This is a genomic window from Burkholderia sp. SCN-KJ, assembly GCF_024656005.1.
Lineage (GTDB): Bacteria > Pseudomonadota > Gammaproteobacteria > Burkholderiales > Burkholderiaceae > Burkholderia.
On sequence record NZ_JANKOG010000009.1, the window covers coordinates 112,326 to 138,797 of the forward strand.

Consider the following 26,472-nt stretch of genomic DNA (forward strand, 5'->3'; position numbering starts at 1 on the left):
CCGGCGTATCGGGAAGTCCAGATCCAAAGTTCGGAGTAGCGAACTTTTGTGATCTTACATCACATATTTCGATTGTCAAACGAAAAGTTCGGTACCGTGGTATATTAAGTTGACACCTAATCTGTTGGGAGACGCGATGATGGCGACACGTCTCGGTGAGAAATTGCGGGAGCTTCGAAAGGAGCGGCAACTGACGCTGGAGAAGCTGGCCGAACTGGCAGGGATGAGCAAGAGCTATCTCTGGGAACTCGAAAACCGTGAGTCGCAAAGGCCGTCGGCCGAAAAACTGACTGCACTGGCCGATGTACTTGGGGTGGCCACGTCGTACTTCATTGAGGAGGACGTGCGCGCGCCTGAAGAGCGCCATCTCGATGAGGCATTCTTCCGCGGCTACCAGAAGCTCGATCCGGAGGCGAAGGAACAGCTTCGCAGGATACTCAACACATTCAAGAAGAATTAGTGATGGCCGAACCCTGGACGCCGCCGCGCGCCGCGACCCGCCTCGTGCGCGTCACGGAAGCCTTTGCGCTCGCCCATGGCGTCGGCCGGTTCCCGGTTGACGTGCCAACGCTGGCACTGGAAGCCGCGCGCATATTCGGATGGAGCGACCCGATTACCCAGGTGGAACCGGCCGATATCCGGGGATTCGAGGGGGCGCTTTTGCCAGATGAGGAGCGCCGGCGCTGGCTGCTTCTCTACAACGAAACGGTCTCGTCGCCCGGTCGAATACGGTTCACCCAGGCACATGAATTGGGGCACTACATTCTGCACCGGCTGAGCAGGGAATCGTTCCAGTGCAGCGACGCCGACATGCTGAACTGGTCGCAAGACGATCGTGATATCGAGGCACAGGCCGACCTGTTCGCTTCCTATCTGCTGATGCCGCTCGACGATTTTCGCGCGCAGCTTTCCTCGGGCGTTGATCTCGACGCGTTGAGCCATTGCGCAGATCGGTATGGCGTGTCACTCACGGCCGCAGTGCTGAAGTGGCTGCAGTACACGGAAGAAAAAGCCGTCCTGGTGATGTCCAACGATGGCTTCATCAACTGGGCATGGTCGAGCGAGCCGGCCTTCCGGGCGGGCGCGTTCTTCAGGACGCGCGGCAACGTCATTCCCGTGCCTGAACAGTCCCTCGCGGCCAACCCGGAAATCAGACATGACCGACGGGGCGCAGAGATTCGCGCCTCGGTCTGGTTTGAGCATGCCGATCCTCACATGTCTCTGCGGGAAATGAAGCTTCACGCCGGGCAGTACGATGCCACACTAAGTCTGCTTTGGTTGCCTCGCGGTGCGGACGTATGGCCTCCGCGGCACCGGGACGAAGCCTAGGCGGCAGCAGGCAGTCGCATCCGCAACGGGCTGCCTGCGATGGCTTTACTGCCTGGCAACGGGCCCGGCGTCCTGCGCCAGTTCAGGGAATATTTCCTCGAGATGGGTCAGCGCGTGGGCGGCAATGCCCGGCGCGCAGATGTGCACGCCGACTTCGCCGCAGGGGAAGTCGGGGTCTGCCGATGCAGATGCCCAGTTCAGGCTCGTGATGACCAGATTGTCGTCATCCCAGGCGACGAACTTCCCGTGCAAGGGGATTTTCCCGGCTTTCGCCAGAATCACGCCGTTGAGTCCTGCTTCTTCAGCGAGCGCCCTGGCGTGCCGGTTCTTCAGCGGGCCTGTCGTGCGCGTATAGAAAACGACGGTGCGCACGCCGGGGCGTTGAGCCGCCTTCTCCCCTTGCATTAACGCCCCCGGTCTTGCTGTCGAGCCCAGCCGGTGACTGCCCACGACAAACCGCGTCACCGCCGCACTGCTGGCGGCCCGTATCAGGCGGTCATGCGCGTCACCCACAACGAGGGCAATACGACCACTGCCGTCCATTGGCGGCATACGCCGCAGGTCACGGGCGAGCGTCGACATCTCGGTGGCAATATCATCGGACAGGCCACGGCGTCCCACCAGTCGCTGGATGGCCACGGCGACGTCTGCCACGGACTGTTGATCCCGAAGCACAACAGACATCTCGACAGCCTCGAAAGGGGACGATAGCCAGTTGCATGAACCGACGCCTGCGATCCAGCCGTCGTGCGCGGTATCCAGCAGGATCAGCTTGGCGTGGGATCCTGTGGTCCTCATATGGACGCGCACGCGGCCCTTCAAAACCTCGTCTTCCCGCACGAGCCGCGCGATCGCGATCGCTGCGGCAGCATGTTTTCGTTCCGTCTCATCATCCAGCTCAGCGCCCCAGAGCAGGTCAAACGTCACGCCACGCACACATGCGGTCCGTATCGCGTCCGTCAGATCCCTGAAGCGCTCGGGATCGAGGAACGTGGAATGGATGATGACGCGCCTGTGAGCGCTGGCGAGGAGCGACACAAGACATCGCCTGTGCGCCGATCCACCAATGATGAGATCGGACGGCTCGAACGGGCAGGCATGACTCGTGAGCGTGGTGTCAGGCGCGTCCGGTTCGCCCGCGTATTTCACGGTGAGGTGTTTCGTGCCAGGTGGCAACGCCGCAGCCTGGGCGACGAGATCGCGAAGCTTCACGCCTGCCGATTCAGGCAGACCCTTGGGGATTCCATCGATGACACGTAATACCAGAAACTCGTCTTCGCGCAAGGTGGCGGTCTTGCCGTCTATCGTCGCGACCTGTTCGTCCCATCCCCGGACGGCGATATCGGACAGACGGCCTATATTGGCCTCGTGTGACATCGAAGGAGCGCCACCTTCGACGTGGACACTCCGGACTTCGTATCCAGCCTGACGCTCCCGGTCGAGCCGGTGTCCCGGTATGATGCGCACCTCACGCGTCGGGAAAAAATCACCCGTCGCGGCATCAATGACAAAGCTGACGCGTCGTGAAACGCGTTTGGGCAAAAATGGCAGGGTCTCGCCGCTGGCCACGGTTCGGAATCCGTATTCGCTTGCGCGAAAGGCGACACTGTCGCCGCTCAGCGTGACCTCGACAAGGCGAAAGCGCATCAGGCGCGCGATGGATGCAATGATGACCTGGTGTGGCAGGTCAGCTTCGCGGGCGAGCATGGCGATCGACCTGGGCTCGCGCACGATCGCCCACAACACGAGTTCGTCAATGACACTCCATGACCGTCCGCGATCGATTCCGACCCTGCAACTGACCCGGAATACCGGGACTGCGATCAATACGCTCATACGTGCTCCTTTAGCGCATCAGGGCCGATCGAGCGGGCGAGTGCGACGTCATTTCGCTTCTGGCTTTCAAGCTTGCGGATCGCCTCGGCCATCAGGGCAAGAAAAGAGAGGTCGTGATCTTCCGCGTCCGGGTTGACTGCCCGGACCGCCTCGGCGAGGAAATCGAGGCTGCCGACGATGATCAGCTGGGTTTTGGCGCGACTGAGCGCGACATTCATGCGCCGTCGGTCGCGCAGGAAGCCCAGGGCATTGCGCGGATTGTTTCGTACGAGCGAGAGAATGACGACATCGGCCTCGCTACCCTGAAAAGAGTCGACCGTTCCGACCAATGCGCCGTCGCTTCGCACGGGTTTGAAATGCTTCAGGTGCTGCAGGTCGCCAGATCTCCGTGATGAGAGCCGCTCCTGGATCTTGTCGACCTGCGCCTTATAGGGCGAGAGGATGGCGAGCGTTGGCGGCTTCGCGGTTTCGCGGGCCCGCAGATGCCGCAATACGTTCATGACCGCCTCGACCTCGGCGGGGTTGTGCCAGCGAGGCTTTCCGCGTTCGATTTCTGTTGCGCGGCCGGTCGAGCTCACATGCGGGAAATTGACGACGACGATGGGGGAACACGGGAGCGCGCCAAGCTGAACGACGCGGGACGCCTGCGTCCCGGCGGCTTGCGCCCGGCTGGCAGCCGTCTGGAGTTGTCCGTCGTAAAACGCGTGGGACACGACCTCTGCGATGGCCGGATCCATCCGTCTCTGCTCGGTGAGCGTTTCCGAGATCGGCCGATGCGTCGGGTTGCCGTGGCGACGCCGTTCGTCGTTCTCGACGAAGGTGCGAAACGGTTCGAGCAGCCTCAGGGCCATGTCTGCCGATGCTTTCAGGGTGGCGGCATCCGAGGCGATCAGTTCGAGTTCGTCGAGTTCACCATCGTGCAACAGGGAGCCGACGTATTGCCCGGCGATCTGCAGGGCCTCGCTCACGAGACTCTGGTCGCGCAGAATGCGCACCAGCCGTTCCGACTCAAACGGCGGCAACTGCCGGTGGTCGCCAATCAGGAGGCGGCGGCCTGAAAGCATGAGCGGGCCAACCAGTTCAGGTCCGGTCGCCTTGGCTGCCTCTTCGACGATGACCCAGTCGAACTGCTGCCGGGCCTCGACGAGGCTTTCGATGTCGGATGAATTGGCGGTCGAGATGACGATGTTCGCCGCATCGAGTATCAGATGTGAGATCGCGCCGAGCCCGGATCGCTGCTCCCGGGTGATGGTGTCCTTCGCGCGCTCCATGCGACCGGCGGCGTCGCGCAGTTCCGCAATACGCGCGCGCAGCGGTTCCGGTGCCGTTCTCGCGAGCGCGCTTTGCGAAAGGCGCTCCAGATAGTCCAAACCCGTCCGATGGACTTCCTCACCGCTCGTCGGCCGACGTTCGGAGGTGGTCGACCGGACGAGCAGAACGTCATCCTGTCCTGCCTCGGCGAGCGTCTCCCTGATCTTTTTCTGAAGATTGTCGAGCGCGTCATGGCCCTGCGCGGTGATCAGCATGCGCGTTGAGCTATCGTCAGCAAACCGGCGTCTGACCACTTCGGTTGCCAGCCTGGTTTTGCCAACGCCAGGCGGCCCCACGACGAAAAACGACGGAAGCGTGGACCAGAGGCCGATCAGGGCTTTCTGCTTGGGCGGGTCCAGATCCAGAAAGGCTTCGTCCCGGCGTGCCTCGTCGCTGAATTCTTCGCGGCTGGATCTGCGTACGCGCCATGGATCGGCCAGCATGTCGACGAGGTCTGCACGCGTGTCGAGTGCCTTGATGTTACGCAGGCGCCGCGAAATGGCCTGCTCCGTTCCGGCATCGCGTTCCGTTCGAAGAAAGTAGGGGCCCTGGTTTTCAAGGTCTTCGTCGATCTCAAAGCGGTATGCCTGAATGCCGCGATGCTCGAGTGCTTCGACAAAGCTGGCGACCACGTCGCTGGTTCGTGTGGATCCCAGGCCGGCGGCACGACAGAGTTGCCATTTCGCTTCGGCATCGCGCCGGTCGTCCTCGAACAGCCATTTGAGTGCAACGGCGCTTTCGGTCAGGCCGATCCGTTTTGCGATACGGTCGCGCTCGTTGCCGGGCTCGGCACGCAGGAGCACAGAACGACGGCCCTTGTGTATCTCGGTAGCCAGAACCTGCACAGGATAGACCTCCAGCGCCTTGACAACCGCTTCCACGGTTTGCACGAGCAGCAGTGCATTGCGCACGGTGTCACCCTCGTCGGGCCCGATAGCGTCACGTGCCGGGCTGGCGAAGGTGCTCCAGTCGAGCGTGTCGGAGCCAAGCCGGCCACGCGTCTCGCGAGCCTCACGCGCGTTCGGCACGATTGTCACGGTCTGGAGCAGGGCATGTTCCTCGCTCTCGCCAAGACTGAAAGTGCGGTCCCTCACCTCCGCCTTTCTGCAGACCGCGATGTCCCACAGGGCGGCGCCCTCGTCACGGAAGGCAGTAAGCCTGTAGACCATGGTCGATGTCACCAGCCGGATCGTATCGGTTGCCGGATCGAAGGATCGAGGCACCAGCAGTGTTGCGCCGCCGTCGAGGTCGGCGCGGATCCAGTCGAGCTGACGCCGGTGTTCATCGACCGGAATTTCCCCGGCAGTTGCCGTGTAAACGGCATCGCTGACGTTCGGGTTCGATGGAACGCAGAGGATGAATGTCCCGGCGCGCGTCGAGGCGGACTGTGCAACGCTCGCGAGCAGATCATCAATTGCACGTCCGATGGACACGGCGTCGAGCTGATCCATTCTCGCCGGCCTCACGAGGCGCAGCAACAGCAGACGTTCGGCCGTGTTGAGCTCAATGGCGGGGTTATGTCGCCCGGCCGGCATGACATCGCCCGATTCCCTGACGGTGCAGTCCAGACAGTCTGCGATCATCAGTCCCATCGACTGCCAGTCCTGGGCGAACGAATAGCGTTCCGATCTGCGTTCAGCGGCGGCCGATCCGACCTTCGCATGTGACCGGTCCGTTGCGTCGGGAGTCAACCACAGGCTCCACTCGAAGCCCCCCAGCCGGAAATCCGCCTCGTCCGCGCCTTCCGTCATCACCGCGTCGGGGCCAACGGCACCATGCACGAGACCTTGCGCGTGGACAATCCCAAGCGCTGTGACAAGCCGCCTGACATTGCGCCAGAAGAGGATCCGGGCACGGGGCGAACGGAGATTGTTCAGCCAGTGCTGGCGTGAAGCGCGTCTGTGCGTGTCGGCAAGTGGTCGTCCTGTCCGTTCAAGGACCACACCGAAATCGGACTCGTCTTCCACGAACTCCAGAACGTCGACGATTACCTCGCGGGCACCCTCGTACGACATGACACGCTGCACCTGCCGCATCTCGTGCAGCCAGAGCTGTCGGAGATCATCATCAAGCGCCGTACCTGTCTTGCGCCAGAGCTTCAAATTGCGCTCTGCGCCGGATGCCTTTTCCTCGACCTCGAAGACAGCCGGCCGAAGGGCGGCCCGGTCTCCCGGCGCGATGGCGTCTTCGACGAACTCGAACCTGTGATCAAGTGATGCCTTGTTGCGTTTTACATTTTTTTCGCTTGGCATTCTTTCCCCGGAGCCGGATTAACACGGTAGGCATTGTTGGTTATCTTATCGCAGCCTGTCGTAGGTGCCGGTGCCTGCTTACACGGGAACCCGAGCGGCACCGATAGATTGCCGGCCCTGGCTGGACATCATCGACGCCTAGAAGGAGCATTGCACCCGGATTTATGACGTTTGAACGGGCCGCGGTGTACCGGCGGATCTTAGGGCGATGGATACATCTGCATAGGATCGAGTAAGCTGGGTAAATGTTTGACGCTACCCTAGCCGGCCATGGCGTTCAAGCATTCGCATCAGGACTCCGTTCGCCTGCATGAAATTCTCCCGCTGATCGCGAAGCTGGTAAGCCCATTTGGCACCATGAAATAGATTGTTGCGCAGCCTCCAAATGATCAGCAGCAGGCACAGAACCTTGTCGCGTGGGTCGTCATTCGCGCCCTCAAGCACAGCCTGAACGAGGTCGGGATGGTCTGAGGGGCGAAGGTTCAGGTAAGGGAAGTGATAGGTCAGGGCGCCATCGGCGAAGTAACGGTTCCGAAAGTAGGCAAGCTCCGCGTCGTAGAGACCAGCTTCAAGCGTACCGTCCGTCGCCCAGGCGTTGACTCGTTCACGGATGCGGTCGGCACGGGCGAAATTGTCCATGACCTGTGCTTCGAACAGGGTCCAAAGAAAGGCGAACTCGAAGATGGCGCGGCGATCAGGGTCGGGAAGATCCCGAAAGCCGGGCGCGCACGCTTCCAGCCACAGCTCGCTTGTGCTCTGTTCTTTGTCGTTCATGGCTCAGTCGTGTCCCATTCTGCGTTTAGCAATCAATCTTCGAGAAGTCGCCCAGCGTGTCACGGTTGAAGTGTGCTACGCGGCAGACATCTGTCTGCTGCACACTGTCCCGCATTACTGGGCGCACGGATCGCCGACAAACGGCAGCCCTTGCATTCTGTAGAAGCTCCCGTCGTTGTCATCGGATCGGGTGGATAACGTTGAAGCAACGAATCGCGGCTTCATCAGGCTGCGATTTCGTCGTTGTCGAGTGATTGCGAAGGTGTAGATGTCGATTGCACGGGTATCCGGTTGACCCGTTGGGCAAATGACTGTCGCTGGGCGGGTTGCATGCCGGTCTTCAGCACATCAAGGTAGTCGGCGTACCACTGGATCATCGCACGACGTTGCACCAGATACCTGGCGTGGTTGTAGTCGCCGGCAATGCCTTCCTCAAGATGGGCCAGCTGGGTTTCGACGTGATCTTTTACCCAACCGTGCTCGCGAAGGAGGGTACTCGCCGTATGGCGTGTTCCGTGACCGACCATGCGGCCCTTGTAGCCGATCTTCGAAAACACGAGGTTGATGGTGTTCTCGCTGATCACCTCGTGTTTCGTGCCGATGCCGGGGAAGACGTACTGGTGGCGGCCTGTCAGCTTTTTGAGTTCCCTGAGTGCCTTGACCAGTTGCGACGGGAGCGGCGTGACGTGGCTCCGCCGCATCTTCATCTTCTCGGCCGAGATCGTCCAGAGCGCTTCGTCGAGATTGACCTCGGTCCACTCGGCGTAGCGGACCATACCGGGACGGCTCGCCGTCCAGATCGTCATCCACGCAGCGACGTAGGCGATGAGACGACTCGTTGATTTCTCGAGCGCACGCAGGAAATCGGGCAGTTCCGGCTCAAGAAGGTGTGGATAGGGCTTTGCCTTCGGGGCGGGTTTTGCAATGACCTTGAGCTCTGATGCGGGATTGAATTCGCATTTGCCGCGTGCGATGGCCTGACTGAAAATCTCGCGCAGCCAGCCGCGGGCTTTCTTCGAGACGTTGAGGGCGCCGCGCTTTTCGAAGCGCTCCTGGACACGGGCGCAGTCTGCGCGCGTGATATTTACCAGCTTGATCGAACCGAGCTCGGGCAGGATGTCCTTGTCGAGGTACGTCCGGATCTTGTCCAGCGTCGAGGCGGACCGACCTGCATCCTGTTTGCTCTTGTACCAGAGTTCAGCTGCAGCCCTGAAGGTCCCGTCGTCGCTGATATCCGCCCGCTGCCGGTCGATCCGGCGTTTTGCGCGCGGATCGGCACCATCGGCGACGAGCGTGCGGTATGCCGCTGCCTGCTGCCTTGCCTTCTGGAGCGTAACGTCAGGGAAGCGTCCCAGCGAGATACGCGGTTGCTTTCCGTGCAGGCGATAGCGGAAATGCCAGAACTTGTTGCCTTCCGGGGTCACCCAGAGAACCAGACCGTCGCCGTCGGCGACACCGTAGGGCTTCGGCCGGGGGCGGGCTGCTTCGACTTCGCGAACGGTGAGAGGCATGGTGAGTACATTGCGTGATCTCGAACTTTCAATGTACTCAAAAACGTACTCGTCTGCACGTGGCTTGCCGTGTTCCGACTTGGACGGCAATAAACAAAAAACCCCGCAAATTCAATGATTTACGGGGTCTTCTGGACTTCTCTGTACTACGCTAAACAGCCTTATGGTGCCCAGGAGAGGACTCGAACCTCCACGATGTTGCCACCGCTAGGACCTGAACCTAGTGCGTCTACCAATTCCGCCACCTGGGCACGTTTTGCAGTAGCTGCTTGCTGCAAAGAAGCGAAATTATAGCGCCCCAATTAATCGTGTCAACACTTTTTTGCGATGCACCGCAAACCGGTCGCCGCGGCGCCTGCACGCGGCATTCGCGTCATTTGGCGACACAGGCGGGTGATAGAATGATCCGCCGCCGTCACTATAGAACTGTCTGACGGACACTTCTATGTTGATGCCGTGCACCATCAGTCAACGCAACGAGAACAATCATCGACAAACCCTTGAGCAAATATCCGTACCCCATTCCGAGCCGTGAAGAAATTCTCGGCGTGCTGCGTACGAGCGACGCGCCGCTGGCAGCCAACGACATTGCCGAAGCGCTGTCGATCAAGCGTCAGGAGCGCGAGGGGTTCTTCCGGCGTGTCGCCGCGATGGAGCGCGACGGCCAGATCCGCCTCGACAAGCGCGGCCACTACCAGCTCACCCATCCGTCGAACTTCGTTGCCGGCCGCGTGCAGGGCCATCGCGACGGCTACGGGTTCGTGATCCGCGACGACGGCCAGGACGACCTGTTCTTGCCGAACGGCGAAATGCAGAAGGTCATGCACAACGACCGCGTGCTCGCGCGGATCGTCGGCTACGATCGCCGCGGCCGGCCGGAAGGGCACGTCGTCGAAGTCACCGAGCGCGCGAACAAGCGCGTGATCGGCCGCCTGCTCAACGAGAACGGCGCGCTGATCGTCGCCCCCGAAGACAAGCGCATCGGCCACGACATCCTGATCACGCAGAACGTGAAGAAGGCGAAGGTCGGGCAGGTCGTCGTCGTCGAACTGACCGACTTCCCGAGCCGTCATTCGCAACCGCTCGGCCGCGTCGTCGAAGTGCTCGGCGACATCGACGATCCGGGCATGGAAATCGAGATCGCCGTGCGCAAGTACGGCGTGCCGCACGAATTCAGCCAGCCGGCGCTCGACGAAGCCGCCGCGCTGCCGGACAAGGTGCGGCCGACCGACCTGCGCTTCCGCGTCGACTTGCGCGACGTGCCGCTCGTGACGATCGACGGCGAGGATGCCCGCGACTTCGACGATGCCGTCTACTGCGAGCCGACCAAGGTCGGCCGCGGCGACGGCTTCCGCCTGATCGTCGCGATCGCCGACGTGTCGCACTACGTGCAGCCGGGCAGCGGGCTCGATGCCGACGCGCTCGAGCGCAGCACGTCGGTCTACTTCCCGCGCCGCGTGATCCCGATGCTGCCGGAGAAGCTGTCGAACGGCCTCTGTTCGCTGAACCCGCAGGTCGATCGCTGCGTGCTCGCATGCGACATGGTGATTACCGCGCGCGGCGAGATCAAGGCGTACCAGTTCTATCCGGCCGTGATCCATTCGGCCGCGCGCCTCACGTACACCGAAGTCGCGGCCGTGCTGTCGAACACGAAGGGGCCGGAGGCCGCGCGCCGCGCGGACCTGCTGCCGCACCTGCAGGATCTGTACGGCGTCTACAAGGCGCTGTTCGCCGCACGCCAGAAGCGCGGCGCGATCGACTTCGACACGACCGAGACCTACATCGTCTGCAACTCGCAAGGCAAGATCGAGCAGATCGTCCCGCGTCAGCGCAACGATGCGCACAAGCTGATCGAGGAATGCATGCTGGCCGCGAACGTGTGCGCGGCCGATTTCCTGAAGCGCCACAAGCACCCGGGCCTGTACCGCGTGCACGCGGGGCCGACGCCGGAGAAGCTCGAGAACCTGCGCGCGTTCCTGCGCGGGATGGGCCTCTCGCTCGGCGGCGGCGACAAGCCGCATGCGAGCGACTACGCGGCGCTGATGGCGCAGATCCGCGACCGGCCCGACGCGCAGATGCTGCAGCCGATGCTGCTGCGCTCGATGCAGCAGGCCGTCTACAGCCCGGACAACATCGGTCACTTCGGTCTCGCATACGAGGCGTACGCGCACTTCACGAGCCCGATCCGCCGCTATCCCGACCTGCTCACGCACCGCGCGATCTACGCGATCCTGTCCGGCAAGAAGTATGTGCCGAAGGCGCCGGACGGCTTCGAGCTGAACACAGCGCTGTCGCCGCGCGCCCGCGCGATGCAGCAGGCCGACGACGAAGCGCGCGGCCGTTCGCGCTCGAACACGGCGATCTGGGAAGAACTCGGCCTGCACTGCTCGGCGAACGAGCGCCGTGCCGACGAAGCGTCGCGCGACGTCGAGGCCTGGCTCAAGTGCTACTTCATGCGCGACAAGCTCGGCGAGGAGTACGGCGGGATGGTGAACGGCGTCACGTCGTTCGGCATCTTCGTGCAGCTCGATACGCTGTTCATCGAGGGGCTCGTGCACGTCACGGAACTCGGCTCGGACTACTTCCAGTACGACGAGATCAAGAACGAGCTGCGCGGCGAGCGCACGGGCATCCGTTATCGCCTGTCGGATCGCGTGCGCGTGCAGGTGAGCCGCGTCGATCTCGACGCGCGCAAGATCGACTTCCGCCTCGTGCGCGACACGCCGGTGAAGGCGCCGCGTCCGGCACCGGCGCCGGCTGTTGCCGGCAACGGTAACGATCGCGGCGGCCCGCGCGTGCGCGCGTTGCCGCCGGTGGAGGATGCCGCGCCGCGCCGCAAGAAGGCGGCCAGCGCACCGACCGTTGCAGTGAAGGAGGCGCGCGCCGCACGGGCTGCGAAGAAGAAGGGCGGTGCGGCGGCGAAGACGGCCGCGAAGAAGGTGCACGCCCGCAAGAAGTATTGAGCGTTCGGGGCGCGCACGCGCACGCCCTTGCAGTATCGAGAGACGCCGCGCTTGACCGGTCACCGGCCGGCAACGCGGCGCTTTCCTTTTCCATGGATCGCGGCTGCGCACGTCGCGCGGCCGCACGTTTGATCGAAGGTTGTTCCAGTCATGTCTCGTCTGAAGGTTCTTTACGGTTTTCATGCGGTGACCGCACGTTTGCGGCACGATGCGTCGACGGTTGCGGAGGTGCTGTACGACCAGACGCGCCGCGACCGCCGCATGCAGGACTTCCTGCACACCGCGAAGGAAGCGGGCGTGCGGCTGATTGCGGCCGATGAAACCCGCCTGTGGGGCCTCGCGCATACCGAGCGCCACCAGGGCGTCGTGGCGCGCGTCGAGGACGTCGCGCTCGCACAGAACCTGTCCGAGCTGCTCGACGGCATCCAGGGCCCGGCGCTGCTGCTGGTGCTCGACGGCGTCACCGATCCGCACAACCTCGGCGCATGCCTGCGTGTCGCCGATTCGGCCGGCGCGCATGCGGTGATCGCGCCGCGCGACCGCGCGGTCGGCCTGAACGCGACCGCGGCGAAGGTCGCGAGCGGCGCGGCCGACACGGTGCCGTACATCACGGTCACGAACCTCGCCCGCGCGCTGCGCGAGCTGAAGGACGCGGGCGTGTGGATCATCGGTACATCGGACGAGGCGTCGGGCACGCTGTACGACACGAAGCTCGACGGCCCCGTCGCCATCGTGATGGGTGCGGAAGGCGAAGGCATGCGCCGGCTCACGCGCGACACCTGCGACGAAGTGATGAGCATCCCGATGGCCGGCAGCGTGGAAAGCCTGAACGTGTCGGTCGCGAGCGGCGTGTGCCTGTATGAAGCGGTGCGGCAGCGGCGCGTGAAGGGCTGATACACGGGCTGACGCGCGCGGTCTAGCGCGCTGCGCGGGTCGTCACGACCCGCACGACGCGTGCCGCGACTGCGCGCGGCACGCGCCTCCCGGAACTCGCGAACATGACCCTGTTTCGCCTCGGCGCATCGTGCGCCATCCTCGGCCTGCTGGCCGCCTGCACGTCGCCGTCACTGGTCGGGCGCGGCACCTACTACGCCGACACGAGCCTGCACGCACGCGGCGCCGATTCGCGGATCCGCTTTCTCGTGATGCATTACACCGAAAGCGACGAAGCGAAATCGCTGCGCACGCTGACGGGCGATTCCGTCAGCGCGCACTACGTCGTGCCGCCGCAACCGCGCATCGAACGCGGGATGCCGGTGGTCTACCAACTCGTGCCCGAATCGGAACGCGCATGGCAGGCGGGCATCAGCGAATGGCAGGGCACGACCGAGCTCAACGCAGCGTCGATCGGCATCGAGAACGTGAATCGCGGCCCGCTCGATCCGCAAAACCGCACGTGGCAGCCGTATCCGCCCGAACAGGTCGATGCGCTGATCCGTCTGTCGAAAGATGTCGTCGCGCGCTACCGGATTCCGCCGACGCGAGTGGTCGGGCACAGCGACATCGCGCCGCAACGCAAGATCGATCCGGGGCCGCTGTTCCCGTGGCATGCGCTCGCGCAAGCCGGTGTCGGCGCGTGGCCGGACGATGCGACCGTGGCCGCCCGGCTCGGCGGCCGCGATCCGCACGCGCTCGTCGACGTGCGCGAACTGCAGCTGAAGCTCGCGCGGTACGGCTACGACGTGCCGGCCGACGGCGTGCTCGACACCCGCACGCGACGCGTATTCGCGGCGTTCCAGATGCATTTCCGGCCGGCCGACTATGCGGGCGATCCGGACGCCGAAACCGATGCGATCGCACAGGCGCTGCTCGACAAGTATTTCTCCGCCACGCCGCCGGCGGGCGACGCATCCGCCACCGGCGCGCCGTGATCGCCGGCGTGCCCGGCGCTGATCGCAGCGCCGGCACCCCACCGAAAATGCCCGGGTCGTCTCCCGAGTCCGGTAAACTGGCGGTTTTCCGCAATCCCGCTGTATTCCCACCCCCATGACTCAAGACGAACTCAAACGCCTGGTCGGCCAGGCGGCCGCCGATTATGTGATCCAGAACGTGCCGGAAGGCGCCGTGATCGGCGTCGGCACCGGCTCGACCGCCAACTGCTTCATCGACGCGCTCGCGGCCGTCAAGTCGCGCTATCGCGGCGCCGTGTCGAGCTCCATCGCGACCACCGAACGCCTGAAATCGCACGGCATCAAGGTGTTCGACCTGAACGAGGTCGAATCGCTGCAGGTGTACGTCGACGGCGCCGACGAGATCGACGCAAGCGGTGCAATGATCAAGGGCGGCGGCGGCGCATTGACGCGCGAAAAGATCGTCGCGTCGGTGGCCGATACGTTCGTCTGCATCGCGGACGGCAGCAAGCGCGTGCCGGTGCTCGGTGCATTCCCGCTGCCGATCGAGGTCGTGCCGATGGCACGCACGGCGATCGGCCGGCGCGTGACCGCGCTGGGCGGCGTGCCGGTGCTGCGCGTGACGAAGGACGGCGCGCCGTACATCACCGACAACGGCAACGAGATCATCGACGTCAAGGGGTTGCAAATCACCGATCCGCGCGGTTTCGAGGCGCAGGTCAACGCATGGCCGGGCGTCGTGACGGTCGGCCTGTTCGCCGCGCGCGGCGCGAATCTGTGCCTGCTCGGCACGGCAAACGGCGTTGAAACGATCGTTTATCCCGATTAATCGAAACTGAATGAGAAGCAGTCCGTAATGGCATCCGGATGCCGTAATGGATTGCATGTTCAAAGTTCGTGGAAAGCCCGGCCCGGCAAGCGCAGCGCGCTTTCCGGGCTTTTTTTGAAGCCTTATAAATCAACCGCATCAAAAAGAGGGATAACCCTGTCAGGTGTTTACCAGATAGCGAAATATCCCCGAACTCATCAACTTATAGATCATAAGAACAGTCGTAACCAGGGCCGGCGGAACTGCGGAGCAGGTGTTCGCAAATCGACGCACGGGGAGGTGTCATGGAGCAGGGCAAAGACCGGTCACTGGTCGCCAAAGTGATGGATGGGCTTGTCGCAGGTATCGTCGAGGACAAGTACGGCGGCATTCTGCCGCCGCAGGATGTGCTGTCGAAAGAGTTCGACGTGAGTCGCACGGTGATGCGCGAAGCATTGTCGATGTTGCTCGCGCGCGACATGCTCGACGTGCGTCCGAAAGTCGGTACGCGCGTTCGGCCGATGCGCGACTGGCGCATGATCGATGAAGACGTGGTGAGCTGGCGGTTTCGTGCGAAGCCGGATCCGCAGTTCATGCGCGACGTCATCGAATTCCGGATGCTGATCGAACCGCGCGCGACCGCGCAGGCGGCGGTCCGTGCGACGGCGGCCGACATCGCGGGCATCCGCGAGGCGTTCGAAGCGTTCAAGGTGTTGCAACCGGGCGACCCCGGTTACGACACGGCGGACGAACTGCTGCACACGCGAATCGTCCAGGCGAGCGGCAACCAGTTCTTCCAGCAGATGGCGGCGATCGTGCGCGGCGCAGTGCGGCTCGTGAATCCGCGCGTCGCGCAGAAGGACGGTGCGCACGACATTGCGGTGAAGGCGCATGCGCGCGTCGTCGATGCGATCGAACGCCGCGATCCGCGCGAAGCCGAGGCGGCGTCGCTCGCCCTGATCGATTTCAGCGCCGACGAGATCTCGCGCGATTTCTCCGTCGACGTGCCGGTGCGCGCCTGAATCGGCGCGCGTCGCTTATCCCTGTGCCGGCGAGCCGTTTATCATGACGGCCGGCCGGCAGCGTGCCGGCCACCGTCATACGACCGACACGGAAGATCCGGATGAACGAATTCGACAACCGCCCGGTGCGCTTCGGCATCGTCGGCGCAGGCAGCATCGCACGCCGTTTCGCGCAAAGCCTCGCGCACGTGCCGGGTGCCACGCTCGCCGGCGTGTGGGCGCGCCGCGCCGATGCGGCAACCGCTTTCTGCGACAACTGCGGCGGCACGCCTGCCGCCAGCCTCGACGCGCTCCTCGCGAGCGACATCGACGCGATCTATATCGCGACCCTCCACGACAGTCACGCGCACTACGCGCAAGCGGCGCTCGCCGCCGGCAAGGCCGTGCTGTGCGAAAAACCCGCGACGCTGAACGCGACGCAGCTCGATGCCGTGCTGGATGCGGCACGCACGGCCGGCCGGCTCTTCATGGAAGCGATGAAGCCGCCGTTCTTTCCGTTGTATCGTCGGTTGCGCGCGCATCTGCATGACGATCCGATCGGCGAGATCAGGCTCGTGCGCGCGGGCTGCGCGTCGTCGTCGGTGCCGGACGATCATTCCGTCTATCGGCTCGACCGCGCCGGCGGCGCGCTGCTCGACATCGGGATCTACGAAGCGTTTCTCGCGGTCGACTGGCTCGGCGCGGCAGTCGACGTGCAGACGCTCGGCCGCATCGGCGCGACGGGTGTCGACGTGTTCGCGAGCCTGAACAGCCGTCACGCGAACGGCGGCATTGCGCAGCTCTTTTGCGGGCTCGACGTGATGGGCCGCGGCGATGCGCTGATCGCAGCAGCGGGCGGGCACGTGACGATTCACGAGAAGTGGTGGAACCCCGCGCGGGCGACGATCCGCTATGCGGACGGGCGCACGGTCGAACTCGACGCGCCGGTCGACGGCGGCGGCCTGAACTACGAGACCGCGCATTTCTGCGACCTGCTGCGCGCGGGCGAACTCGAGAGCCCGATCATGACGCACGACCATTCGCGGCGCATGATCGCGATGACCGATGCGGCACGCGCGGCGCTCGGCGTGCGCTATTCGGGCGAGTAGGCGGGAAGGAAGGGAAGGCGGGGCCGGGCGCGCATCCGCGGCCCGGCGGGAGAGGCGACGTGCTCAGTGCCGCGCGGGCAGCGACAGGCGCTTTTCGTACCAGCGCTGGACCCATTCGAGGATCTGGCACAGCACCCAGTAGATCGCGGCGGCGGCCAGGTACAGCGGCAACGGCTGGTAGGTCGCCGCGATCACTTCCTGCGCGCTGCGCAGCAGTTCGGTCACGGTGATGACGGACACGAGGGACGTGTCCTTGATCAGGCTGATCAGGCTGTTCGACAGGCTCGGCACCGCGATGCGCAGCGCCTGCGGGCCGATCACGTAGCGCAGCGTCTGCCCCCACGACAGCCCGAGGCTGTAGGCGGCCAGCCATTGGCCGCGCGCGATCCCGTTGATCGCGCCGCGCATGCTTTCGGACATGTAAGCGGCGACGTTCGCGGAGAGCGCGATCACGCCGGCCGGTGTCGGGTCGAGCGAGATGCCGAGGCTCGGCAGTCCGTAATAGATGACGAAGATCTGCACGAGCAGCGGCGTGCCGCGCATCAGGCTCACGTAGGCGCGCGCGAGCCCAGCGAGCGCGTTGACCCAGATGCGTTCGAAGCCGTCGAGCGGTTCGCTTTGCCGGATGCCCATCATCGCGAGCACGACGGCGCCGAGCAGGCCGAACACCATCGACAGCACGGCGAACTTGACGGTCAGTACGGCACCCTGGGCGAGCACCGGCAGCGATTGGACGAGCAGGGACGTTGTCGACATGGAATACGAATCGAATGCGTGCGCGAAAGCGCAATCATAAACCGGACCGATAAAACAAAGGGCGGCATCGCTTCGGATGCCGCCCTTTCCGGCCCGCCGTCAGGCGGGAAGCAGAGGCGTGCTTACTTGACCGGCTTCGTCACGTCGATGCCGAACCACTTGTCCGAGATCTTCGTGAACGTGCCGTCGGCCTCGAGTTGCGCCATCGCATCGTCGATCGCCTTCTGGAACTTCGGGTTGCCCTTCTTGAACGGGATGCCCGACGGATTCGCCGAGCCGACGTTCGCGCCCGGGCGCAGCGGCAGTTGCGAGTTCTTCGTCAGGTACGCGAGCATCAGGCGGTCGTTGAGTGCCGCGTCGAGACGGCCGGCCGCGAGGTCGCGCAGGTACTCGGGCGCGCCCGGGTAGGTCTTCACGTCGATGCCGGGCACCGACTTCGCCATGTCCATGTAGTTCGTGCCGAGCGCGACGCCGAGCTTCTTGCCCTTGAGGTCGTCGAGCGACTTGAACTGGCGCGTGTCGTCCTTGCGCTGGATCAGCTGGGCGGACGAATAGGTGTACGCGGGCGAGAAGTCGAGCGTTTCCTTGCGCTTGTCGGTGATGCCGACCTGGTTGGCGATCACGTCGAACTTGCCGGCCTGCAGGCCCGCGATGATGCCGCTCCATTCGGTCGTGACGAACTCGGCCTTCACGCCGAGCTTCGCGGCGATGGCATTCGCGATGTCGACGTCGAAGCCGACGAGTTCGCCTTGCGGGTTCTTCGAGTTGAACGGCGGGAACGTGCCTTCGAGGCCGACGCGCAGCGTGCCGCGTTGTTTCACCTGGTCGAGGAGGTCGGCCGCCTGCGCGGTGGCGGCGGCGAACGACGTGCCGATCAGGCCGGCGACCAGCAGCTTCTTCAGCAGCGAAATTTTCATCGTGTGAGCTTCCTTGCCCCAGCGGGGCGCTTGATTCTGACTGTGGGGTCGATCATAGCAAAAATACAATCGACCATTAAATATTGTTTGTTTGTGGCTATATTACGCGGCGCGTTCGCGCGCGATCGCCTTCACGCACTCGGCGACGAGCGCGGGGCCGCGATAGATGAAGCCCGTGTACAGCTGGACGAGCGACGCGCCGGCCGCGAGCTTCGCGCGCGCGTCCTCGCCCGAGAAGATGCCGCCGACGCCGATGATCGGCACCGCGCTGCCGACTTCGGCATGCAGCTTGCGGATCACTTCGTTGGACGCATCGAACACCGGGCGGCCCGACAGGCCGCCGGCTTCGTCCGCGTGCGGCAGGCCCTGCACGGCCGCACGCGACAGCGTCGTGTTGGTGGCGATGACCGCCTCGATCTTGTGGCGCAGCAGCGTGTCGGCGATTTCCTTGACCTGTTCGTCGTCGAGATCGGGCGCGATCTTCAGCGCGAGCGGCACGAGCTTGCCGTGCAGGTCGGCGAGGCGTTGCTGCTTGTCCTTCAGCGCGGCGAGTAGCGCGTCGAGTTCGCCCGCGCCCTGCAGCTGGCGCAGGTTCTTCGTGTTCGGCGACGAAATGTTGATCGTCACGTAGCTTGCGAACGGATACACGCGCTCGAGGCAGTAGAGATAGTCTTCCGCGGCGCGTTCGATCGGCGTGTCGGCGTTCTTGCCGATGTTCAGGCCGAGGATGCCGCGATAGCGGGCCGCCTGGACGTTCTTCACGAACTGATCGACGCCGTGGTTGTTGAAGCCCATCCGGTTGATCAGCGCTTCCGCCTGCGGCAGGCGGAACATCCGCGGGCGCGGATTGCCCGGCTGCGGGCGCGGCGTGACCGTGCCGACCTCGATGAAGCCGAAGCCGAGCGCCGCGAGGCCGTCGATGGCCGCGCCGTCCTTGTCGAGGCCGGCGGCGAGGCCGACCGGGTTGCGGAACGTGAGCCCCATCACGGTGCGCGGCGCATCGGGCACGCGGGCCGACAGCGCGCAGGCGAGGCCCGTGCGGCCGGCCGCGCCGAGCGCGCGCAGCGTGAGGTGGTGAGCGTCTTCCGCATCCATCTTGAACAGGGATGCGCGGGCCAGCGGATAGAGGGAACTGAACACGGGAATTGGGCGGACGGCCGGAATGAATGACAACCTGCTATTTTACCGGGAGTTGCGCGGCAAGGGCGGCCTTCGCTTCGCATGCGCCGGCGGGTGTCGCTTCTCGTGCCGTGCGGCAGCGCGTGCACGGGCCCGCAAGGCGCCCCATGCAGGCGCACTGCCGCGCCGCGGGATGGCCTGTCAGCCCGACCCGGAATGTCCGCCCGGCAGCGGCGCGCGGGCGAGTGCCGCGTCGACCGGCGGCAGGTCGACGCGATCCGGATCGAGTATTTTCCAGCGGCCGTCGAGCAACCCTTCGAGCGGATGGAAGTTGGCCTTGTAGGCCATCTTCGGGCTTTCGCGGATCCAGTAGCCGAGATACACGTACGGCAGGCCGAGGCTCTTCGCCTGCTCGATCTGCCACAGGATGTTGTATGTGCCGTAGCTCGTGTGCTGCTCGTCCGGCTCGAAGAACGTATAGACCGACGACAGTCCGTCGCCGAGGATGTCGATCATGCTGACCATGCGCAGCTTGCCGGGCTCGCCGCCCGGCGCGTCGAGGTCGCGGAATTCGACGAGGCGCGAATTGATCCGGCTCTGCAGCAGGAACTGCTCGTACTGGTCGCGGCTGTCGCGATCCATGCCGCCGCCCGCGTGGCGCGCCGACTGGTAGCGCATGTAGAGCGCGTAGTGCTCCTCGTCGTAGTGCAGCGGCGAGACCGTCGCGACGAGCGCGCGGTGCCGCTTCCACATCCGGCGCTGGGTGCGCGACGGCGTGAACGCGCCGACCGGCACGCGCACCGGCACGCAGGCACGGCAGCCGTCGCAGTACGGGCGATAGGTGAACACGCCCGAGCGCCGGAAGCCGGCCTTCACGAGCTCGGTATAGATGTCGGAATTGATCAGGTGGCTCGGCGTCGCGACTTGCGAGCGCGCGACGCGGCCGTCCAGATAGCTGCACGGATAAGGCGCCGTTGCATAGAATTGCAGCGCCGAAAGCGGTGAAAGCGGCAGCTCAGTCGGGTGAGTCATGGGCAGCTCTCGATGCAGGGAGGGAGTGCCGCGCTAGCGCTCGATCCCGGAGGGGGCGGCCGGTTCGGCAGGGCTCGTCAGCATGGCGAGCACACGCTTGTCGAACTGCCACGGAATCGGCGGTTCGGCTACCGCGCGGCGCACGTGAGCGACAAAGGCCTTGCGTGCGATCTCGCGGCCGCCGAGCGACGCTAGATGCGACGTATTCTGCTGGCAGTCTATCATCTCCAGCCCCTGCTCGCGAAGGTGGGCGACGAGCGTCGCCAGCGCGATCTTCGACGCATCGGTGACATCCGCGTACATCGATTCGCCGAAAAACATCCGCCCGAACGCGACGCCGTATAGGCCGCCCACGCGTCGCCCGTCGTGCCACGCCTCGATGCTGTGCGCGTTGCCGGAACGGTAGAGCGACGAATATGCGTCGATGATCTCGGCCGTGATCCAGGTGCCGCGCTGCCCGCGGCGCGGCGCTTGCGCACATGCGCGCATCACGCCCGGAAAATCATGGTCGACGCGCACTTCCCACGCGGGGTCGCGCAGCACGCGCTTGAGCGTCTTGCGCAGCGACGGGGACACCTTGAATTCGGCCGGCGCGAGAATCATCCGCGGGTCGGGGCTCCACCACAGCACGGGCTGGCCGTCCGAATACCACGGGAAGATGCCGCGCAGGTAGGCCTCGATCAGGCGGGACGGCAGCAGGTCGGCGCTCGCGGCAAGCAGCCCCGGCGCGCCGGTCGCGGGGCCGAGCGCGCGTTCGACGGGCGGGAACGGATCGTCCGGGCCGAGCCAGGGGACCATGGGGCGCGGGCTCAGCCGTTGCGCAGCGAGCGGAAGATATCGCCGGTATGGACGCCGTAGTCGCCGGCGGCGCGATCGGCGAAGAAGAAGCGCAGCGTCTGGCTGACGGTCGGGAACGCGATCTCGTCCCACGGGATGTCGGCTTCGTCGAACAGCTTGACCTCGAGGCTTTCCTCGCCGGCCTCGTAAGCCGGATCGACGAGCCGCGCCAGATAGAACAAATGGACCTGGTGCACGTGCGGCACGTTGAGCAGCGTGAACAGGTTCTGAACCTCGACGCGTGCGCCGGCTTCCTCGAGCGTTTCGCGCGCGGCGGCCTCGGCCGTCGTCTCGCCCATTTCCATGAAGCCTGCCGGCAGCGTCCAGAAACCGTAGCGCGGTTCGATCGCGCGGCGGCACAGCAGCACCTGATCGCCCCAGACCGGCACCGTGCCGACCACGTTACGCGGATTCTGGTAATGGATCGTGCCGCAGTGATCGCAAATGAAGCGCTCGCGGTTGTCGCCCGGAGGAATGCGCGCGATGACTTCGTGACCGCAGACGGAGCAGAATTTCATGTCGAGTGGAAGGGACGAGGTGATGCGAGTGTATCACCGGGGCGGGGCATTCTCGAACGCGAGCGCATGTGCGCGGCGTGGGGCGCGAAGCACAACGTGCGAGGCGCGCAATCGCGCGCCGAAAAACAAAAAGCCCGGCGCGGAGCCGGGCTTTTTGCATGAATCGGGACGTTGGTTGCGGGGGTAGGATTTGAACCTACGACCTTCGGGTTATGAGCCCGACGAGCTGCCAGACTGCTCCACCCCGCGTCCGTCGAAGAATTGAATTATATGGACTAACCCGAATGCTTGCAAGCATTTTCTGACGATCGCGCTTCAATCGCCGGCGGGACGCCGGCAGGGCCGGTACGGCAGGCGCGTGCGCTAGAATCGAGCGGTTTGCTTGTGTCGTTCACGCCTGCAGCGGCGTCGCGCGCGATCGCGTCGGTGCCGTTGCAACACTCACTACTGCATCGACGGATTCATGGACATCGCTCACGATCTGCAATCGATCGGCGCGCAGGAACAGGCGCTCGTGTTTCCCCATTTCGACCCGGCTCGCGCCTGGGCACTCGGCAACCGGATGCATGCGCTCGCGACGTCGCGCGGCCATGCGATCGCGATCGACATCGTCACGTTCGGCCAGCCGCTGTTCTATGCGGCGCTCGCCGGCGCGACGCCCGACAACGCCGACTGGGTACGCCGCAAGCGCAACGTCGTCGCGCACTTCCGCCGCAGTTCGTATGCGATCGGCCTGCGCATGCAGCAGGCCGGCGCCACGCTCGCCGACAAGCACGGGCTTGCGATCTCCGACTATTCGCCGCACGGCGGCGCGTTTCCGCTGACCGTCGCGGGGGCTGGCGTGATCGGCTCGATCACCGCATCGGGGCTGCCGCAGCGCGCGGATCACGAGTTCGTCGTCGAAGTCCTGTGCGCCGAGCTCGGGCAGGACTATGCCGTGCTGGCACTTGCAAGGAGCTGAGCGATGCAGATTCCGGGTTACGCATGGCTCGCGATCGCGATCGTCGCGGAAGTGGTCGGCACGTCCGCGCTGCGCGCTGCGGACGGCTTCACGCGCTTCTGGCCGTCGGCGCTCGTCGTGGCCGGTTACGGCATCGCGTTCTACTGTCTGTCGCTCACGCTGCGCACGATGCCCGTCGGCATCATCTATGCGGTGTGGTCGGGGGCCGGCATCGTGCTGATCACGCTCGTCGCGATGCTGCTCTATCGCCAGGTGCCGGACCTGCCGGCCGTGATCGGCCTCGGGCTGATCGTCTCGGGCGTCGTGGTGCTGAACCTGTTCTCGAAGATGCAGGCGCACTGAGCGTGCGCTCGCGATACGCCGGATGGCTCACATGACCGATTCCACTGCCGCTTCCGCCGAAGCCGCCCAGCCCGACGTGCGCGCGTATGTCGCGAACCGCATCGGCTATCTCGAACTGAACCGGCCGAAGGCGCTGAATGCGCTGTCGGTGGGGATGATCCGACTGATGCAGCAGGCGCTCGATGCATGGCGCGACGACACGGAGGTGGCGGCCGTCGTCGTGCACAGCCCGCATCCGCGCGCGTTCTGCGCGGGCGGCGACGTGCGTTTCTTCCACGCTGCGTGGCAGCGCGGCGACCGCGATGCGGTCGACACGTTCTTCATCGAGGAATACACGCTCAACCATACGATCTTCACCTATCCGAAACCGTACATCGCGTTGATGCACGGCGTCGTGATGGGCGGCGGCATGGGCATTTCGCAGGCGGCGCGACATACGGGCGGCCTGCGTGTGGTCACCGATTCGACGAAGATGGCGATGCCCGAAACGCGCATCGGCCTGTTCCCGGACGTCGGGATGAGCTGGTTCCTCGCGCGCACGCCGGGCGCGCTCGGCCGCTATCTCGCGGTGACCGGCGCGACGCTCGACGCGGCCGGCGCACTGTATGCGCAACTCGCCGACGTGTACCTGCCCGACGCCGCGCTGCCGTCGCTGCTCGATACGCTGCACAGCGCGCGGATCGACAGCGGCGCGCAGGCCGTCGCGTGCGTGGCCGACGCGGCTGCCGCGCACAAGGTCGTGCCGACGCCCGACACGTCGGCGCTGGCCGACGCGCGCGCCGGGATCGACCGGCATTTCGCGCAGCCCGATATCGGCGCGATCCTCGCGTCGCTCGACGCCGAGCAGGATTGCGCCGCAGTCGACGGATGGGTCGAGAAGGCGACCCACGCGATGCGCAGCCAGCTGTCGCCGCTGTCGATGGCCGTGTCGCTCGAAACCGTCGAACGGGCGCGCGGTGCGACGATGGCCGATTGCCTGCGGCGCGATCTCGACCTCACGCGTTCGACGTTCGCGCACGGCGACGTGATCGAAGGCGTGCGCGCGCTGATCGTCGACAAGGATCAACAGCCGGTCTGGCGTTTCAAGTCGACGGCCGATATCAACCGGGCCGACGTGCTCGCGATGTTCGACAGCCCGTGGACGCCCGACACGCATCCGCTGCGCAACCTGAAGGACTGACGCGCGCGGTATCGAAGCGAAAAGCAAAAAGGCCGCTTGCATGTGCAGGCGGCCTTTGCGTTTGCGTTTGAGGATGCCGATCCGGCTCGGCGGCAGGGCCGGGATCTCGCCGCAAGCCGTGCGTTATTCGTCGCCGGCGTCGTCCGACATGAACGCGCGCATGAACACCAGCGCACCGAAACCCCACACCGCGTTTGCCGCGAAACCGGCGGCGAGCACCGGCATCATGTTGCCCGACGGCCAGATCCCGCGCAGCGGATCGATCGCGAACACGCGGGCGGCCGTCAGCACGATGCCGCCGAACACCAGCGCGCCGATCCACGGCGCTTCGCGCTCCGGCGACACGCGCAGCAGCCACGCCATCGGGATCGCGCAGCACGCGCTGATCAGCGCGTTCGCGACAAATTCAGGAATGCCGAGCGGCGCGAACGGTTGCGTGGAGAACCCGGCTGCGGCGATCAGGTCGGCCGTATGCAAGAGCGCGAGCGTCGCTTCGCGAAAGAAGAGGGCGGCCAGGAAGCCGGACAGGAACGGCAGGATGACTTTCTGCATCGATGAGCGTATTGCAGGCGCGGCCGGCCGGGGCCGTCCGCGCGAAGTTGTTCGGATAGGTGCGTCATTATAGGGCCCGGCCGATGCGATATTCGCTGGAGCGTCGTGCTAATCACGAAAGCGGAAAACCTAAGCTCAAAAAAATCGTTCCAAAGCCCTGCACCGATCCATAGACTGATTTCCCAGAAACAGCCGTGCAATCGCGTACTCGTCCGCGGCACGGCCTGACCGGCGAGCCATCCCGATTCGAATGCACACCATGCATGCGTCGCTGATTTGCGACGCGAGCAGGGCCCCGTTTTATCCAGATTCCGGCAAGGACAGTCAAGCAGGAGCAGCAGATGAATGTTTTCTGGTTTATTCCCACGCACGGCGACAGCCGTTATCTCGGCACCGCCGAAGGCGCGCGCGCCGCGGATTACGATTATTTCAAACAGATCGCCGTCGCGGCCGACACGCTCGGCTACGAAGGCGTGCTGCTGCCGACCGGCCGTTCCTGCGAGGACGCGTGGGTTGTTGCGTCGAGCCTGATTCCGGCGACGCAGCGTCTGAAGTTCCTGGTCGCCGTGCGTCCCGGCATCGCATCGCCCGGTCTCGCGGCGCGGATGGCCGCGACGTTCGACCGCCTGTCGGGCGGCCGCCTGCTGATCAACGTCGTGACGGGCGGCGACGCCGCCGAGCTCGAAGGCGACGGGTTTTTCGCGGATCACGATACGCGCTACGAAATCACCGACGACTTCCTGAACATCTGGCGCGGACTGCTGTCCGCCTCGCACGATAACGGCGGCTTCGACTACATCGGCAAGCACCTTCAGTCGAAGGGCGGCAAGGCGCTGTATCCGCCCGTGCAGCGCCCGCATCCGCCGCTGTGGTTCGGCGGATCGTCGCCGGCCGCGCACGCGATCGCCGCGGATCACATCGACACCTACCTGACCTGGGGCGAGCCGCCCGAGGCCGTCGCGAAGAAGATCGCCGACATCCGTGCCCGCGCCGAGGCGCGCGGCCGCAAGATCAAGTTCGGCATCCGCCTGCACGTGATCGTGCGCGAGACCGAGGACGAGGCGTGGCGCGATGCCGAGCGCCTGATCAGCCGTCTCGACGACGAGACGATCGCCCGCGCCCAGCAGGCATTCGCGAACATGGATTCGGAAGGCCAGCGCCGGATGGCCGCGCTGCACGGGGGCAAGCGCGGCGGCCGCGAGGCGCTCGAGGTGTATCCGAACCTGTGGGCCGGTGTCGGTCTCGTGCGCGGCGGCGCGGGTACCGCGCTCGTCGGCAACCCCGAGCAGGTCGCGGAACGCATGCGCGAATACGCGGATCTCGGCATCGAGACGTTCATCCTGTCCGGCTATCCGCACCTCGAGGAGTCGTACCGCTTCGCCGAGCTCGTGTTCCCGCTGATCAAGGGCAAGGGCGCGGCGCGTCCGTCCGGCCCGCTGTCGGGGCCGTTCGGCGAGATCGTCGGCAACAACTACCTGCCGAAGGCGAGCCAGAGCTGAACGAAGGAGGCCTGC

The 26,472-nt window shown here is 64.9% G+C and carries 23 protein-coding genes and 2 tRNA genes; 12 read left to right on the forward strand and 13 right to left on the reverse strand.

Annotated features, from left to right (window positions below):
• Positions 1–139 precede the first annotated feature (139 nt).
• Both NQV17_RS16945 and NQV17_RS16950 read left to right on the forward strand, forming a co-directional pair.
• On the forward strand, positions 140–460 hold the full coding sequence (locus NQV17_RS16945; RefSeq protein ID WP_124674379.1) for a helix-turn-helix domain-containing protein: 321 nt from the start codon (positions 140–142) through the stop codon (positions 458–460).
• 2 nt (positions 461–462) lie between these two features.
• Positions 463–1,329 carry an ImmA/IrrE family metallo-endopeptidase gene (locus tag NQV17_RS16950; protein ID WP_257773131.1) on the forward strand — a complete coding sequence of 289 codons (867 nt, stop codon included), beginning with the start codon at positions 463–465 and terminating at the stop codon, positions 1,327–1,329.
• 45 nt (positions 1,330–1,374) lie between these two features.
• Here NQV17_RS16950 and NQV17_RS16955 read toward each other — a convergent pair whose 3' ends face one another.
• The 5 genes from NQV17_RS16955 to NQV17_RS16975 all read right to left on the reverse strand — a co-directional run bounded on the left by NQV17_RS16955 (position 1,375) and on the right by NQV17_RS16975 (position 9,264).
• Positions 1,375–3,165: a phospholipase D-like domain-containing protein gene (locus NQV17_RS16955; RefSeq protein ID WP_257773132.1), complete on the reverse strand. Its 1,791-nt coding sequence runs from the start codon at positions 3,163–3,165 to the stop codon at positions 1,375–1,377.
• Entirely contained in the window at positions 3,162–6,728 is a 3,567-nt protein-coding gene (locus NQV17_RS16960; RefSeq protein ID WP_257773133.1) for an AAA domain-containing protein, read from the reverse strand. The genes NQV17_RS16955 and NQV17_RS16960 overlap by 4 nt, the downstream gene beginning before the upstream one ends.
• A gap of 255 nt (positions 6,729–6,983) precedes the next feature.
• Positions 6,984–7,502: a hypothetical protein gene (locus NQV17_RS16965; RefSeq protein WP_257773134.1), complete on the reverse strand. Its 519-nt coding sequence runs from the start codon at positions 7,500–7,502 to the stop codon at positions 6,984–6,986.
• Positions 7,503–7,726: 224 nt separating this feature from the next.
• Positions 7,727–9,013, reverse strand: a complete 1,287-nt coding sequence (locus NQV17_RS16970) for an integrase arm-type DNA-binding domain-containing protein (RefSeq protein WP_257773135.1) — start codon at positions 9,011–9,013, stop codon at positions 7,727–7,729.
• A gap of 164 nt (positions 9,014–9,177) precedes the next feature.
• A tRNA-Leu gene (locus NQV17_RS16975) sits at positions 9,178–9,264 on the reverse strand.
• Positions 9,265–9,513: 249 nt separating this feature from the next.
• Between NQV17_RS16975 and rnr the strand changes: the two genes are divergently transcribed.
• From rnr to NQV17_RS17005, 6 genes are all read left to right on the forward strand, one after another.
• Positions 9,514–11,976 (forward strand): ribonuclease R, encoded by a 2,463-nt coding sequence (gene rnr, locus NQV17_RS16980; protein WP_044845082.1) that lies wholly within the window; start codon positions 9,514–9,516, stop codon positions 11,974–11,976.
• A 150-nt stretch (positions 11,977–12,126) separates the two neighbouring features.
• On the forward strand, positions 12,127–12,870 hold the full coding sequence (gene rlmB, locus NQV17_RS16985; RefSeq protein ID WP_257773136.1) for a 23S rRNA (guanosine(2251)-2'-O)-methyltransferase RlmB: 744 nt from the start codon (positions 12,127–12,129) through the stop codon (positions 12,868–12,870).
• 104 nt (positions 12,871–12,974) lie between these two features.
• Complete coding sequence (locus NQV17_RS16990; RefSeq protein WP_044845080.1) at positions 12,975–13,847, forward strand: N-acetylmuramoyl-L-alanine amidase; 873 nt, start codon at positions 12,975–12,977, stop codon at positions 13,845–13,847.
• A gap of 115 nt (positions 13,848–13,962) precedes the next feature.
• Positions 13,963–14,655, forward strand: coding sequence for a ribose-5-phosphate isomerase RpiA (gene rpiA, locus NQV17_RS16995; RefSeq protein WP_044845079.1), 693 nt, complete (start codon positions 13,963–13,965; stop codon positions 14,653–14,655).
• Between the two features lie 284 nt (positions 14,656–14,939).
• Positions 14,940–15,656 (forward strand): FadR/GntR family transcriptional regulator, encoded by a 717-nt coding sequence (locus NQV17_RS17000; protein WP_044845078.1) that lies wholly within the window; start codon positions 14,940–14,942, stop codon positions 15,654–15,656.
• A gap of 101 nt (positions 15,657–15,757) precedes the next feature.
• The gene (locus tag NQV17_RS17005) at positions 15,758–16,744 is read left to right on the forward strand and encodes a Gfo/Idh/MocA family protein (RefSeq protein WP_257773137.1); all 987 of its coding nucleotides are present in this window, start codon (positions 15,758–15,760) and stop codon (positions 16,742–16,744) included.
• 63 nt (positions 16,745–16,807) lie between these two features.
• Here NQV17_RS17005 and NQV17_RS17010 read toward each other — a convergent pair whose 3' ends face one another.
• The 7 genes from NQV17_RS17010 to NQV17_RS17040 all read right to left on the reverse strand — a co-directional run bounded on the left by NQV17_RS17010 (position 16,808) and on the right by NQV17_RS17040 (position 22,172).
• Positions 16,808–17,500 (reverse strand): amino acid ABC transporter permease, encoded by a 693-nt coding sequence (locus NQV17_RS17010; RefSeq protein ID WP_044845076.1) that lies wholly within the window; start codon positions 17,498–17,500, stop codon positions 16,808–16,810.
• A 122-nt stretch (positions 17,501–17,622) separates the two neighbouring features.
• The gene (locus NQV17_RS17015) at positions 17,623–18,417 is read right to left on the reverse strand and encodes a cystine ABC transporter substrate-binding protein (protein ID WP_257773138.1); all 795 of its coding nucleotides are present in this window, start codon (positions 18,415–18,417) and stop codon (positions 17,623–17,625) included.
• Between the two features lie 102 nt (positions 18,418–18,519).
• Positions 18,520–19,557: a quinone-dependent dihydroorotate dehydrogenase gene (locus tag NQV17_RS17020; RefSeq protein ID WP_044845074.1), complete on the reverse strand. Its 1,038-nt coding sequence runs from the start codon at positions 19,555–19,557 to the stop codon at positions 18,520–18,522.
• Positions 19,558–19,737: 180 nt separating this feature from the next.
• Positions 19,738–20,568, reverse strand: a complete 831-nt coding sequence (locus NQV17_RS17025; RefSeq protein ID WP_124522241.1) for an arginyltransferase — start codon at positions 20,566–20,568, stop codon at positions 19,738–19,740.
• Between the two features lie 33 nt (positions 20,569–20,601).
• Entirely contained in the window at positions 20,602–21,366 is a 765-nt protein-coding gene (gene aat / locus NQV17_RS17030; protein WP_044845072.1) for a leucyl/phenylalanyl-tRNA--protein transferase, read from the reverse strand.
• Positions 21,367–21,377: 11 nt separating this feature from the next.
• The gene (locus NQV17_RS17035; RefSeq protein WP_040144100.1) at positions 21,378–21,923 is read right to left on the reverse strand and encodes an NUDIX hydrolase; all 546 of its coding nucleotides are present in this window, start codon (positions 21,921–21,923) and stop codon (positions 21,378–21,380) included.
• A 172-nt stretch (positions 21,924–22,095) separates the two neighbouring features.
• Positions 22,096–22,172 (reverse strand) — tRNA-Met (locus tag NQV17_RS17040).
• A gap of 214 nt (positions 22,173–22,386) precedes the next feature.
• Between NQV17_RS17040 and NQV17_RS17045 the strand changes: the two genes are divergently transcribed.
• The 3 genes from NQV17_RS17045 to NQV17_RS17055 are packed head-to-tail and all read left to right on the forward strand — an operon-like array spanning position 22,387 to position 24,406.
• Positions 22,387–22,884, forward strand: coding sequence for a heme-degrading domain-containing protein (locus NQV17_RS17045; RefSeq protein WP_257773140.1), 498 nt, complete (start codon positions 22,387–22,389; stop codon positions 22,882–22,884).
• Positions 22,885–22,887: 3 nt separating this feature from the next.
• Positions 22,888–23,226, forward strand: coding sequence for a multidrug efflux SMR transporter (locus NQV17_RS17050; protein ID WP_044845070.1), 339 nt, complete (start codon positions 22,888–22,890; stop codon positions 23,224–23,226).
• A gap of 31 nt (positions 23,227–23,257) precedes the next feature.
• The gene (locus NQV17_RS17055; protein ID WP_257773141.1) at positions 23,258–24,406 is read left to right on the forward strand and encodes an enoyl-CoA hydratase/isomerase family protein; all 1,149 of its coding nucleotides are present in this window, start codon (positions 23,258–23,260) and stop codon (positions 24,404–24,406) included.
• 123 nt (positions 24,407–24,529) lie between these two features.
• On the opposite strand, the gene NQV17_RS17060 is transcribed toward NQV17_RS17055, so the two are convergent.
• A complete protein-coding gene (locus NQV17_RS17060; RefSeq protein WP_044845068.1) occupies positions 24,530–24,958 on the reverse strand; it encodes a hypothetical protein in 429 nt (142 codons plus the stop codon).
• Positions 24,959–25,299: 341 nt separating this feature from the next.
• On the opposite strand from NQV17_RS17060, the gene ssuD reads away from it, so the two are divergent.
• The gene (ssuD, locus tag NQV17_RS17065) at positions 25,300–26,457 is read left to right on the forward strand and encodes an FMNH2-dependent alkanesulfonate monooxygenase (RefSeq protein WP_257773142.1); all 1,158 of its coding nucleotides are present in this window, start codon (positions 25,300–25,302) and stop codon (positions 26,455–26,457) included.
• The last annotated feature ends 15 nt before the right edge of the window (positions 26,458–26,472 follow it).